Source organism: Duganella sp. HH101, from assembly GCF_001758795.1.
GTDB classification, from domain to species: Bacteria; Pseudomonadota; Gammaproteobacteria; order Burkholderiales; family Burkholderiaceae_D; genus Rugamonas; species Rugamonas rivuli.
In genome coordinates this window covers 124,977-138,682 of sequence record NZ_LRON01000005.1, presented here as the reverse complement: position 1 = coordinate 138,682, position 13,706 = coordinate 124,977, and the positions used below count along the sequence as shown (strand labels likewise).

The window sequence follows — 13,706 nt, the reverse complement described above, 5'->3', positions numbered from 1 at the left end:
TTTATGTGGTGACGGTCGGACGCGCGCGTCCTGTCCATCCGGTGATGCCGCCAACCTGCTCGGCGATGAGTATCAATGCGGATAAGGCCTGCTGCGTCGGCAGGTGGTGGTACACGGGGTCGGCTTCGTAGCGCTCCAGGTAGACGCGCAGGGTCGCGCCCTCGGTGCCGGTGCCGGACAGGCGGAACACGATGCGCGAGCCATTGGTCATCACGATGCGTATGCCCTGCTGCGTCGCCACCGAGCCGTCGACCGGATCGGTGTAGGTGAAATCGTCGGCGAAATCGACCACGTAGTGGCCCAGGTCCTGTCCCGCCAGCGTGGCCAGCTTGATGCGCAGGGAAGCCATGAGTTCATTGGCGCCCTTGGGGTCGACGCCTTCGTAGTCGTGGCGCGAGTAGTAGTTGCGGCCGAAGCGCGCCCAGTGCTCGCCGAGCAGCTGCTCCACCGTCTTGCCGCTGACGGCCAGCAGGTTAAGCCAGAACAGCACGGCCCATACGCCGTCCTTTTCGCGCACGTGGTCGGAGCCGGTACCGTAGCTCTCCTCGCCGCACAGCGTGGCCATGCCTGCGTCCAGCAGCGTGCCGAAGAACTTCCAGCCGGTCGGGGTTTCATGGCACGGGATGCCCAGAGCTTGCGCCACGCGGTCGGCCGCCTGCGAGGTCGGCATCGAGCGGGCGATGCCTTTCAGGCCGGCGCGGTAGCCCGGCGCCACGGCGGCGTTTGCGGCCAGCACCGCCAGGCTGTCGGACGGCGTGACATCGAACTTGCGACCGACGATCATATTGCGGTCGCCATCGCCGTCGGAGGCTGCGCCGAAGTCCGGCGCATCGTCCGCCGCCATGATGGCGATCAGCTGCGCGGCGTTGACGGGGTTGGGATCCGGGTGGTGGCCGCCGAAGTCCTCCAGCGGCACGGCGTTGATGACAGTGCCCGCCGGTGCGCCCAGCATGCCTTCCAGGATGGTCTTGGCGTAGGGGCCGGAGACCGCGTGCATGCCGTCGAAGCACATGCGGAAGCCGCGCCCGAACAGAGCCCGGATGGCGTCGAAGTCGAACAGGCGCTGCATCAGTTCCGCATAATCGGCCACGGGGTCGATGACCTCCACCGCCATCTGCTCGATGCTCGCGGGACCCAGGCGGTCGATATCGATGGCCGGGGCGTCGCTGATCCGGTAGCGCGAGATGTCCCCGGTGCGGTGGAAGATCGCTTCGGTCACGCTTTCCGGCGCGGGACCGCCGGCGGCGATGTTGTACTTGATGCCGAAGTCGCCATCCGGGCCGCCGGGATTATGGCTGGCCGACAGCACGATGCCGCCCAGCGCGCCATGCTTGCGGATCACGCAGCTGACGGTGGGCGTTGACAGGATGCCGCCCTGCCCCACCAGCACCCTAGCAAAGCCGTGGGCCGCCGCCATGCGCAGGATGGTCTGCACCGCCTCGCGGTTGTGGAAACGGCCGTCGCCGCCCAGCACCAGCGTTTTGCCGGCGCAGTCGCCCAGCGTGTCGAACACGCTTTGCACGAAGTTTTCGAGATAGGAAGGCTGCTGAAAAACGCTGACTTTTTTTCGCAAGCCGGAAGTCCCCGGCCGCTGGCCAGGGAATGGTTTGGTCGCTACGGTATGTATGCTCATGTTCGCTCCGCTCAGGTAAAGGGCTGTATTCACAGCCACTGTTTTACCTGTTCGGGCAAAAAAGCGGCGCGCGAATACATGGTCACGCGAACAATATTACCTTAGTGGCCGACCGGGTCTGCCTGGTCGCGCACGGCCAGCGTCAATACACCCGCCACCGCCATGCACACGCCGCCCAGCATCAGGGTCTTGATCGGGTGGCCGGCAAACCAGTGCTTGGTGATGAAACCTAGCAGCACGCCGCTGACGATCTGCGGGATAGTGATGAAGAAGTTGAACACGCCCATGTAGTAGCCCATGCGCTTGGCAGGCAGCGCGCCGGCCAGGATCGCGTACGGCATGGTCAGGATGCTGGCCCAGGCGATGCCGACGCCGATCATCGGCACGAACAGCATATTCAGGTCATGGATGGCGTAGATGCTGAACAGGCTTACGCCGCCGATCGTCAGGCAGCTCATGTGCACGAACTTGCGGCTGGTGCGACGCGCGAACATCGGCAGCACGAAGGCGGCCAGCGCCGACACGCCGCTGTACACGGCGAACATCACGCCAACATGGTTGCCCGCGTTCTGGTAGGCCACCGATTGCGCGTCGGTGGTGCCGAACACGTTTTCGCCGATGGCGTTGGTGGTGTAGATCCACATCGCGAACAGCGCGATCCAGCTGAAGAACTGCACGGCCGCCAGCTGCACCATGGTCTTCGGCATGCGGGTGAAGCCGCCCAGGATTTCCTTCAGCGCGTGGACCAGGCCCTTGCCACGGCGCTGGTCGGCGCGGAATGCTTCCATGTCTTCGGGCGGCGTTTCCTTGGCGGCGAGGACGGTCCACAGCACGGCCAGGAAGTAGATCGCGCCGCCGCTGTAGAAGGAGTAGCGTACAGTATCCGGAACGGCGCCGCCGACCGGCAGGTTGCTCACGCCCAGATGGGTGAAGATGGTCGGCAGCAGCGAGGCGATCACCGCGCCCCAGCCGATGAAGAAGGTCTGCATCGCGAAGCCGGCGGTCTGCTGCGATGGTCCGAGCTTGTCGCCGACGAAGGCGCGGAACGGCTCCATCGATACGTTGATGGCGCCGTCGAGCAGCCACAGGACGACGACAGCCATCCACAGCGCGGAGGAATTCGGCATCAGGAACAATGCGATCGACGCCAGCAAGGCGCCGATGAAGAAGAAGGGACGGCGGCGGCCCCAGGTCGGATGCCAGGTGTTGTCGCTCAGGTAGCCGATAATCGGTTGCACCAGCAGGCCAGTGACCGGCGCCGCGAGCCAGAACAGGGAAAGGTCGTCGGGATTGGCGCCCAGCGTGGAGAAGATCCGGCTGACGTTGGCATTTTGCAGCGCGAAGCCGAACTGGATGCCGAAAAAGCCGAAGCTCATATTCCACAACTGCCAGAACGACAGTATGGGCTTGTTGCTGGAAGAATGCATGCTGCTGGTCCCCGACTATTTTGAATTTGTAGCAAAATAACACGCAGCTGCATGCGTGTCAATTGAAAGAGTTTCCCAGTAAAATAAAGGAAACAAGCCATCCCAAGGGGCGGATTTTGTAGTCAAATGTAGCCAAACAACAAAATCAAAACAACCTTAGAGACCAATTACTTACATGAAAAGCAACTCCATCGCCGCCCTCGCGGCCACACTGCCGCTGCTGCTCGCCAGCCAGGCCGGCCAGGCGCAGAACGCCAACCGCCATTTCGACAGCGCCACCCGCCGCGACGGCCTGCTGGAAGTCCGCACCAGCGACGGCAGTTACCTCATCAAGCCCTACTCGGCGCGCATCGTCGAAACCACCTTCGTGCCGAACGGCGAGCAGCTGGACCCGGCCTCGCACGCGGTGGTGCTGGCGCCGGCCGCCGTCAAAACCACGCTGGCGACTAAACCCAACAGCATCGAATATGCCACACCCGGCATCGTCGTCACCATTACCAAGTCGCCGTTCCAGATTTCGTACGCCTACCGGGGCAAGCGCCTGGTCGCGGAAAAACTCGGCTACATCAAGGTCAAGGACGATGCGGCCAGCGGCAGCAAGGATATCAACAAGGGCGAAGCGCGCGAGCTGGAAGGCATCGAGTTCGCGCTGGAGCAGGACGAGGCGCTGTACGGCGCCGGCGAGCGCGCGGTCGGCATGAACCGGCGCGGCCATCGCTTCACGCTGTATAACAAGGCGCACTACGGCTACGGCGACAAGTCGGAGCAGATGGGTTATGCGATTCCGGTGGCGCTGTCGTCGAAGATGTATGCGATCCACTTCGACAATCCGCAAACCGGCTACCTCGATTTCGACAGCAAGCGACGTGGCAGCCTGACCTACGAAACCATCGGCGGCCGCAAGACCTACCAGGTGATCGCGGGCGATAGCTGGGAAGACGTGATCGGCAACTACACCAGCCTGACCGGCAAGCAGCCCTTGCCGCCGCGCTGGGCCTTCGGCAATTTCGCGATGCGCTTCGGCTACCGCAACGAGGCCATCGCGCGCGACACCGTCAACAAATTCATCGCCGAGGATATTCCGCTCGACGCCATCGTGTTCGACCTGTTCTGGTTCGGCAAAGAGGTCAAGGGCACGATGGGCAACCTGGAATGGGACAAGGACAGCTACCCCAACCCCACCGGCATGATCGCCGACTTCCAGAAAAAAGGCGTGCAGACGGTGCTCATCACCGAGCCCTTTGTTCTCGACACCTCCAGCAAATGGCAGGAGGCGGTCGACAAGAAGGTGCTGGGCACGGACGCCGACGGCAAACCGCTGGCCTACGATTTCTACTTCGGCCACACGGGCCTGATCGATATCTTCGGCAAGCCGGGCAAGGACTGGTTCTGGAATATCTACAAGGGCCTGCGCCAGCAAGGCGTGACCGGGGTATGGGGCGACCTGGGCGAACCGGAAGTGCATCCCACCGCCATGCGCCACGCCACCGGCAGCGCCGACCAGGTGCACAACATCTACGGCCACCAGTGGGCGCGGCTGGTGGCGGAAGGCTACCAGCAGGACTTCCCTACCGAGCGTCCCTTCATCCTGATGCGCGCCGGTTACTCGGGCACGCAGCGCTACGGCATCATCCCGTGGTCCGGCGATGTCGACCGGGGCTGGGGCGGTTTGCAGTCGCAGCCCGAGATCTCGCTACAAATGGGCATGCAGGGCCTGGGCTATATGCACTCGGACCTGGGCGGCTTCGCCAACCCGGTGCTGGACAATGAGCTCTACACGCGTTGGCTGCAGTACGGCGTGTTCCAGCCCATCTTCCGCCCGCACGCGCAGGACGACGTGCCGCCGGAGCCGGTCTACCGCGAGGACCGCACCAAGGCGCTGGCGCGCGAGGCGATCCGCCTGCGCTATCGCCTGCTGCCGTATAACTACACGCTGGGCTTCGACAACAACCAGCAAGGCCTGCCGCTGATGCGCCCCATGCTGTACGAGGAGCCGGGCAACGCCAAGGTGCGCGCCATGTCGTCAACCTATTTGTGGGGCAAGGACTTCCTGGTGACGCCGGTGCTCAAGCAGGGCGCCACCACGGCGGAGGTCTACTTCCCCGCCCGCAGCGCGTGGTTCGATTTCTACAACGGCGAGAAGCACGCCGGCGGCGCCACCGAAACGGTGAAGCTGAGCGCCGACCACGTGCCGGTCTATGTGCGCGCAGGCGCCTTTATCCCGATGGCGAAGGTGGTCCAGACCACGCGCGATTATTCGACCAAGCATATCGACCTACACTACTACCACGACGCCTCGGTGAGCGCCGGCGCGGGCAAGCTGTACGACGACGACGGCCTCACCGCGCAAGCTTACGAACAGGGCAAGTACGAGCTGCTGAACTTCACCAGCAAGCTACAGGGCCGCAGCCTGACGCTGCGCGTGGAATCGGCAGTGGGCACGCAGTACCAGCGCCCGGAACGCAGCATCGCGCTGCAAGTGCATAACATCACGGCCCACCCGTCGCTGGTGCGCGTGGACGGCAAGCCGGTCATCTTCGTCTGGGACGAAGCGGCCAAGGTGTTGAACATCACGCTGCCGGCCAGCAGCCAGCCTGGCCGAAGCGTCGCCATCACCCTGTAAGCGTGTATCATTGTCGGCCATCGAATCGACCGGTTCGATGGCCTGACAAGACCATATACGGAGATAGGGAGATGCCTGTGTCATCAAAAATCATCAGCACGCTGTTCGCGCTTGGCGCCATGACAGCCGCCAGCACCACCGTGCTGGCCGCCCCCGCAAAAAAACCCACCGTCGCGGAAGCCGAGCGCTTCCTGGCCGACACCGAGGAACGCCTCAATAAGCTGAACAACGAACAGGCCAAGGGCGCCTGGGTCGGTTCCAACTTCATCACCGACGACACGGAAGCCATCGCCTCCTTCTTCGCCGAACGCTATCTGACGGCGGCCGGCGAGGCGGCGATCGCGGCCCGCCGCTTCAACGGCTTGAAGCTGCCGGCGGAATCGGCGCGCAAGATGATGCTGTTGCAGCAGACGCTGGTCTTCGCCGACGCCAAGGAGCGCGAACAGTACGCGCAGCTGCAGGCGGCGATGAACGGCGCCTACGGCAAAGCCAAATACTGCCCGAAAAAACCGGACGGCACGGCCGGCGCCTGCATGCCGCTGGGCGAGATGGAAAAAGTCCTGGCCAACAGCCGCGACGAGGCCAAGCTGAAGGAAATGTGGACCGGCTGGCACGCGCAATCGCCGGCCTATAAACAGAAGTACACCGAATACGTCGCCCTGTCGAACAAGGGCGCCAAGCAGATGGGCTTTGTCGATACCGGCGCGATGTGGCGCTCGCAGTACGACATGCCGCCGGAAGCCTTCTCCGCCGAGATGGAGCGCCTGTGGCAGCAGGTCAAGCCGCTGTACGACGCGCTGCACACCTACACCCGCTACAAGCTGCGCCAGACCTACGGCCCGGACGTGGTGCCGCTGACCGGCCCTATTCCATCCCACCTGTTCGGGAATATGTGGAGCCAGAACTGGAACAACCTGTATCCGCTGCTGAAGCCCGCCACCGGCGCCAGCAGCTTCGACCTGACCAAGGTGCTGGAAGAGCGCAAGACCGACGCCAAGCAGATGACGCAGTACGCCGAGCGCTTCTACACCTCGCTGGGGATGCAGAAGCTGCCGGAGACCTTCTGGGAACGCTCGCTGCTGACCAAGCCGCGCGACCGCGACGTGGTATGCCACGCCTCGGCCTGGCCGCTGAACGAGAAGGATGACGTCCGCATCAAGATGTGCATCACGCCGACGGCGGAAGACTTCACCGTGATCCACCATGAGCTGGGCCACGTCTACTACTTCCTCGGCTACACCAAGCAGCCCTACCTGTTCCGCAATGGCGCCAACGACGGCTTCCATGAAGCCATCGGCGACACCGTCGCCCTGTCGATCACGCCGAGCTATCTGCAGAAGGTCGGCCTGATGGACCAGGCGCCGGACGCCAACGCCGACATCGGCCAGTTGCTGGAGCGCGCGCTGAGCAAGGTCGCGATCCTGCCGTTCGCCTACTCGGTCGATAAATGGCGCTGGGATGTCTACTCCGGCAAGACCAAGCCGGCCGACTACGACAAGAGCTGGTGGCAGCTGCGCGAGCAGTACATGGGCATGAAGCGCCCTGCCGCCGCCGATGCCAGCGGCGCGGGCTTCGACGCCGGCGCCAAGTACCACGTGGCGGCGGACGTGCCGTATGCGCGCTACTTCCTGGCCGACATGCTGCAGTTCCAGTTCCACCGCGCGCTGTGCCGCGAAGCCGGCTACACCGGTCCGCTGCACCGCTGCTCGGTGTACGACAACGCCAAGGCCGGCGCCAAGCTGCAGCAGATGCTGGCGATGGGTGCGAGCAAGCCGTGGCCTGAAGCGCTGAAGGCGATTTCGGGCGAGGACAAGATCGACGGCGGCGCATTGCTGGACTACTTCGCGCCGCTGAAATCCTGGCTCGATACGCAGAACGCAGCCTTCGCAGCGGCCGAGAAAAAGTAAGCCGGAACGCTGTATTTAAGCCACAGTCCCCCGATTCGCAGACGCTCCAAAGTGTATGCGCCGTGTATGATTAAGCACCCCGTCAGAGGGTGCACATCATAACGATAATGGAGAGAATATGAGTCTGGGACTGGTTAAGAATATCGTCATCGTCGGTGGCGGCACCGCAGGCTGGATGACCGCCGCCGCGATGTCGGCGCTGATTTCAAACGGCTGCAAGATACGCCTGGTCGAATCGGACGAGATATCGACCATCGGCGTCGGCGAAGCCACCATTCCCGTCATACGCGGCTTCAACCAGCTGATCGGCGTCGACGAAAACGAGTTCCTGCGCCAGACGCAAGGCACCTTCAAACTCGGCATCGAATTCGTCAACTGGAGCAAGCAGGGCGAATCCTACATCCACGGCTTCGGCGTGATCGGCCGCGACCAGCTGCTCGCCAAGTTCTACCAGTACTGGCTCAAGCTGTACCAGGCCGGCAAGGCGCCCGGCGTCGAGCACTACTCGATCAACACCATGGCCGCCAGCATGAACAAATTCATGCGCGCCGCCAGCGACAGCGGCGATTCCCCGCTATCCGACATCTCCCACGCCTTCCACTTCGACGCCGGCCTGTATGCCAAATACCTGCGCGGCCTGAGCGAAGGTCGCGGCGTGCGGCGCACCGAAGGCCGCATCGTCGACACCGTGCTGCGCGCGGACGACGGCTTCGTCGAAGCCATCGTCATGGAGAGCGGCGAACGCATCGAGGGCGATCTGTTTGTCGACTGCTCGGGCTTCCGCGGCCTGCTGATCGAAGGCGCGCTGAAGACCGGCTACGAGGACTGGTCGCACTGGCTGCCGTGCGACCGCGCCATCGCTGTGCCGTGCGAATCGGTCAGCCCTCTGCTGCCCTACACCCGCGCCACCGCGCACGACGCCGGCTGGCAATGGCGCATCCCGCTGCAGCACCGCATCGGCAACGGCCATGTCTACAGCAGCAAGTTCATGGAGCCGGAACAGGCCGAGTCCATCCTGATGAATAACCTGGACGGCAAGCCGCTGGCGCAGCCGCGCCACCTGAAGTTCACCACCGGGAAGCGCAAGCGCGCATGGAATAAAAACGTAGTCGCCATCGGCCTGGCCGGCGGTTTCATGGAGCCGCTGGAATCGACCAGCATCCACCTGGTGCAGACCGGGATCACGCGCTTGCTGATGATGTTCCCACACCTGGGCTACGACCAGGCCGACATCGATTCCTTCAACGAGGCCACCGACAACGAGTACGCCGCCATCCGCGACTTCCTGATCCTGCACTACAAGCTCAATGCGCGCGAGGGCAAGCCGTTCTGGGACTACTGCCGCAACATGGAGATACCGGCGACGCTGCAGCGGCGCATGGACCTGTACCGCAGCAACGGCCGCATCGTGCGCGCCAGCGACGAGCTGTTCACCGAAACCAGCTGGCTACAGGTGATGCATGGCCAGGGCCTGCGCGCCAAGGGCTACCACCCGCTGGTGGACCAGCGCTCGGAGGCGGATATCGCCGCCTTCCTGGCCAACGTCAAGGATGTGGTGCTGCGCTGCGCCGAACACATGCCGACGCACGAGGAATACATCGCCTCCTGCTGCGCAGCGCCGAAGATGTAAGCGCGATCAGCGCCGGGTCGCCGCGCAGTGCTGCGCGATGTACTCGGCGTGGTCCGGCATGTGCTGGACGCACTGGCCGATGACGTCGCGGATGCTCTCCAAATACTTCTCCGCCTCTTCCACCGGCAGCAGGTCCACCAGCGGATCGTAGCCTTCGGGCTTCAGGTTCTGGCCGTGCATCACCTGCAACCACCCCGCTTCCGCGAACAGCTCGTTATCGAAGCGCACCACGCGGCCGCGCGCGCGGAACAAGTCCAGCTTGTGCTGCAGCGAGTCCGGCACCGGCATCGCCGCGCACTGCTTCCAGAAATCGGAATCGTCGCGCTGATTCAGCTTGTAGTGCAGGATCACGAAATCGCGGATGCGTTCATATTCGAAGCGGCTCTGGCGGTTGTACTCGTCCACCTCCAGTTGGTTGAAGCCGCGGTCCGGGAAGAACTGCACCAGCCGCGCGATCGACGACTGGATCAGGTGGATGCTGGTCGATTCCAGCGGCTCCAGGAAGCCGCTCGCCAGACCCATCGCCACCACGTTCTTGTTCCAGCCCAGCTTGCGCATGCCGGTGCGGAACTTGACCATGCGCGGCTCGGCCAGCGGCTTGCCATCCAGGTTGGCCAGCAGGATGCGCTGCGCCTCGTCGTCTTCCATGAAGGCGCTGCTGTAAACATGGCCGTTGCCGGTGCGGTGCTGAAGCGGAATGCGCCACTGCCAGCCGGCGCGGTGCGCGGTGGCGCGCGTGTAGGGCGTCAGCGGGCTGACCGACTCGCATGGCACGGCCAGCGCGCGGTCGCACGGCAGCCAGTGGTTCCAGTCCTCGTAGCCGGTCTTGAGCGCGCCCTCGATCAGCAGGGCGCGGAAGCCGGAGCAGTCGATGAACAGATCGCCCTCGATACGCTCGCCCGATTCCATCACCACCGCATCGACGTAACCGTCGTCGGCACGCTGCGACACCTGCGCGATCTTGCCCTCGGTGCGGCGCACGCCGCGCTGCTCGCTCACCGTGCGCAGATAGCGCGCATACAGGCTGGCGTCGAAGTGATAGGCGTAGGCGATGTCGGACAACGGCGAGTTGGCCAGGTCGCGGCGCGGCGGCATGAACTTGTTGTGGCGAGCGGCCATGCGCGTGATCGAGTACTCATCCAGTTCGCGCGCCTTGCCCAGGCCGCGCAGGCGCTGCCAGTACTGGTCGAAGCGCACGGTCCACAAATCCTGCCCCAGGACGCCGAAGCCGTGGATGTAGCGGTCGCCCACCCGGCCCCAGTTGACGAACTCGATGCCCAGTTTGTAGCTGCCCTGGGTGGCCTTCATGAATTCCGCTTCATCGATGCCGGCCACCTGGTTGAAACGCTGGATCATCGGTATGGTGGCTTCGCCGACGCCGACGATGCCGATTTCGTCGGACTCCACGAGGCGGATGTTGTACTGCCCGCGCAGGATGGTGGACAAGGCGGTGGCGGTCATCCAGCCAGCGGTGCCGCCGCCGACGATCACGATGTTCTTGATAGCTGCTTGCTGCATAAGTCAGGCTCCAAAACGGAACAACCCCGACGAAGCGGGGTTGTTATCAGCTGAAACTACGAAAGCTTAGAACTTGTAGCTCAGGCCAAACTGGTAGGTGCGGCCAAACACGGTCTTGTACGAAATGGCGCTCGAATCGGTGCCATTGTACTCTTGGTAAGGCGTGTTGTTCCAGTTGTTGGCCTGGACGTAGATCGACAGACCTTTCAGGTACGACTGCGAGAATTCATACGACGCTTGCAGGTCGATGATGGTCTCGCCCTTGACGAAGGTCAGCTGGGCGTTGTCCTGGAAGTCGCTGATCTCGCCGAGGAAGTCGGAACGGCGGCGGGCAGCCCAGGCGAACTGGAAGCCATACTTCTCGTAGTACAGGCGCAGGTTGGTGACGCGCTTGGACAGGCCTGGCAGCGGGATCTTGACGCCGGCTACACCCTGGGTCGCGAAACCGACAACTGGCAGTTCGATGCCGCTCTCGGTGTTCGAGAAGTTACCCGACGCGCCGAAGCCGTCCAGGTAAGGCGTGACCAGCGAGAACGGAATGTTCACCGACAGCTCGTAGCCGTGGATGTTGCCGCCGTCGCCGTTGGTCGGGGTGGTCAGCAGGCCGACCGTCGAACCCTTGTATGGGCCGGTCAGAGGCAGCTGCGTGTTGGCCGTGACCTGGTCCTTGAAGTCGAACGCGCGAGGCGCACGCAGGATGTAGGTGTCCAGCTTTTTGTAGAACGCCGCTGCGCTGAAGTAGCCCTTGTTGCCGAAGTACTTCTCGTACGATACGTCCAGCGCCTTGGCGCGGAACGGTTCCAGCTTGGCGTTGCCGCCGCTGCCGACCAGGATAGGCACGGTGTTGTCTTTGCTGACGCCGAACGCCGAGCTGGCGCGCATGTCGTCCAGGTTGGCGCGAGCCAGTACCTTGGCGGCGCCGAAGCGCAGCTGCTGTTCGTTACCCAGGTCGAACGACACGTTTGCGCTAGGCAGGATGTCGTTGTACGAGGTGCCGTCGGCGATGACAGCCGATGGGCAGGTGGCGGCGGTGATGCCGGTGCAAGTCAGCAGGTCGACCTTGTTGCCGGTGGTCGACTGGTTGGTGTGCACCAGTTGCGCGCCGAAGTTGCCGCGGTAGTCGAAGCCGGCCAGTTTGCCGTCCAGTTCACCCATGGCGTAGGCGGTGGTGACTTTTTCCGACACCGACCAGTCCTTGGCCAGCACGCTGGCGTCCACCCACTTGACCATGTCGTAGATCGGGCCCAGGGTACCGACCGGGTCGAACGAGACGATAGGGATGCCGGTGGTGCCGGCGGTGGCGGTGGCGCTGCCCGGCACTGGCGCGGTGGCGTAGCCGTTGGCGCCCTTGACGACCAGGCGGCCTTCTTCGCCGTAGCGCTTCTTGTCGCGCTTGGTGTAGTTCACGCCGAACTGGGCGGCCGCAACCGGACCCCAGCTCAGTTCGCGACGCGCGGTCAGGCGGATCGCGTCGATTTTGTCGTCGACGTTAGGCAGGGCGACATAGCCGGCCTGTGGCGAGTTCACGCCGCCGCCCCAGCCGTCGGTGTCGGTCAGGAAGGTCTGCGAGCGGTTCGAGTAATCGAAGCTCGAGGTCAGGTGCATGGCGGCCAGGTTCTTGCCGTCGAAACCGGTCCACGACAGCGAACCGATCTGGTTGGCTGGCACGTTGCCTGCTACACCGGCGGTGGTTTCGTAGCGCGATGCGTTCTTGGTGGCTTTCGAGTGCGACAGGTCGCTGCTCAGGGTCCAGTCATCCTTCTTGTATTGCGCGTTCCAGCCGATCGAGGTCAGCTTGTCGTCCGCCGATTCCTTGTGGTTGCGGACGTCGCCCTTGAAGTTGCTGAAGGTGCCGGAAGTGGCCACGCCGTTCTGGATGGTGGCGTTGCTCAGGGTGCCCACTGGGTCGTAACCGCCCCACGAACCGCCGATCGAGCCTTCCAGGCCGGTTTTCTTCAGGGTCTGGGTGCCTGCCGAGTAGAACAGGTCGACCGAGGTCTTGAATTCCTTGCTAGGACGGTATTGCAGGGTGGCGGACACGCCGTCACGCTTGGAGGTCGAGGTCTCGGTGTCGGCCTTGAAGCCGCTCGGCACGATGACGTTCTGGCCGTTGTAGCTGTAGGTCTCGGTGCCGCCGCCTTCAAACTTCTGCTGGCCGCCGCCGGTTTCCTTGTAGCTGGTGACGCCCAGCGCCACACCGATCGTGCGGTTGGCGAACTGGTCGACGTAGCTGAAGGTGTAGCGCTTGCCGTCGCCTTCCGGCGAGCCGGAACGCACGCCGCTGCGCTCGGTGCGCGCACCGGCTGCCAGCACGCGCTTGCCGAAGTCCAGCGGCTGCACGGTGCGCAGGTCGATGGTCGCGGCCAGGCCCTGGCCGATCACGGTGGCGTCGGGGGTTTTGTAGATCATCGCGCTGCCGATCAGTTCGGCAGGGAACAGGTCGAATTCAGGGCTGCGGGCATTGCCGGTGGACGCTTGTTCGCGGCCGTTGACCAGGGTGCCGTTGAAGCTAGGCGCCAGGCCGCGCACGCTGATGTCGGCGGCCTTGCCCGAACCGCGCGAACGCTGTGCGGTAACGCCTGGCAGGCGGGCGATGGATTCAGCCACGCTGGAGTCAGGCAGTTTGCCGATGTCTTCCGACGACACGGCTTCGACGATGGAAGTGGAATTCTTTTTGATCGAGATCGCTGCTTCGATACCGCGGCGGATACCGGCCACGACGACAGATGGTACGACCGGCGCGTTAGGATCGGCTTTGGCGGCCGTTACGTCGGCGGCTTGAGCCTGGGCTGCTTGCGCGGCTTCTTGCGCATAAACAGCCGAGCTTGCCATCATCGACAGGAATACAGCGCAACCCGCTGCGACCGGATTCAGTTGAAACGCAGCGCTATGACTACGCTTATTCGCAAAAATGTTCATTCAATGTCCCCTCACTCACGACACAAAACACAATTCCCGCCAACATCAG

Annotated in this window: 7 protein-coding genes; 3 read left to right on the top strand and 4 right to left on the bottom strand. The window is 63.6% G+C overall.

Annotated elements, in window-relative coordinates; genetic code table 11:
- Position 1 precedes the first annotated feature (1 nt).
- Together DUGA2_RS10185 and DUGA2_RS10180 are read right to left on the bottom strand one after the other, a co-directional pair.
- Positions 2–1,633, bottom strand: coding sequence for an alpha-D-glucose phosphate-specific phosphoglucomutase (locus tag DUGA2_RS10185; protein WP_070269195.1), 1,632 nt, complete (start codon positions 1,631–1,633; stop codon positions 2–4).
- A gap of 101 nt (positions 1,634–1,734) precedes the next feature.
- Entirely contained in the window at positions 1,735–3,060 is a 1,326-nt protein-coding gene (locus tag DUGA2_RS10180; RefSeq protein WP_070269194.1) for an MFS transporter, read from the bottom strand.
- 175 nt (positions 3,061–3,235) lie between these two features.
- Between DUGA2_RS10180 and DUGA2_RS10175 the strand changes: the two genes are divergently transcribed.
- The 3 genes from DUGA2_RS10175 (at position 3,236) to DUGA2_RS10165 (ending at position 9,220) form a co-directional block, all read left to right on the top strand.
- Positions 3,236–5,683: a TIM-barrel domain-containing protein gene (locus tag DUGA2_RS10175; RefSeq protein ID WP_070269193.1), complete on the top strand. Its 2,448-nt coding sequence runs from the start codon at positions 3,236–3,238 to the stop codon at positions 5,681–5,683.
- A gap of 71 nt (positions 5,684–5,754) precedes the next feature.
- The gene (locus tag DUGA2_RS10170) at positions 5,755–7,590 is read left to right on the top strand and encodes a M2 family metallopeptidase (RefSeq protein WP_070269192.1); all 1,836 of its coding nucleotides are present in this window, start codon (positions 5,755–5,757) and stop codon (positions 7,588–7,590) included.
- A gap of 118 nt (positions 7,591–7,708) precedes the next feature.
- Entirely contained in the window at positions 7,709–9,220 is a 1,512-nt protein-coding gene (locus DUGA2_RS10165; protein WP_070269191.1) for a tryptophan halogenase family protein, read from the top strand.
- Between the two features lie 6 nt (positions 9,221–9,226).
- Here DUGA2_RS10165 and DUGA2_RS10160 read toward each other — a convergent pair whose 3' ends face one another.
- On the bottom strand, positions 9,227–10,738 hold the full coding sequence (locus DUGA2_RS10160; RefSeq protein WP_070269190.1) for a tryptophan halogenase family protein: 1,512 nt from the start codon (positions 10,736–10,738) through the stop codon (positions 9,227–9,229).
- Positions 10,739–10,804: 66 nt separating this feature from the next.
- Positions 10,805–13,573 carry a TonB-dependent receptor gene (locus DUGA2_RS10155; protein WP_229214657.1) on the bottom strand — a complete coding sequence of 923 codons (2,769 nt, stop codon included), beginning with the start codon at positions 13,571–13,573 and terminating at the stop codon, positions 10,805–10,807.
- Positions 13,574–13,706 lie beyond the last annotated feature (133 nt).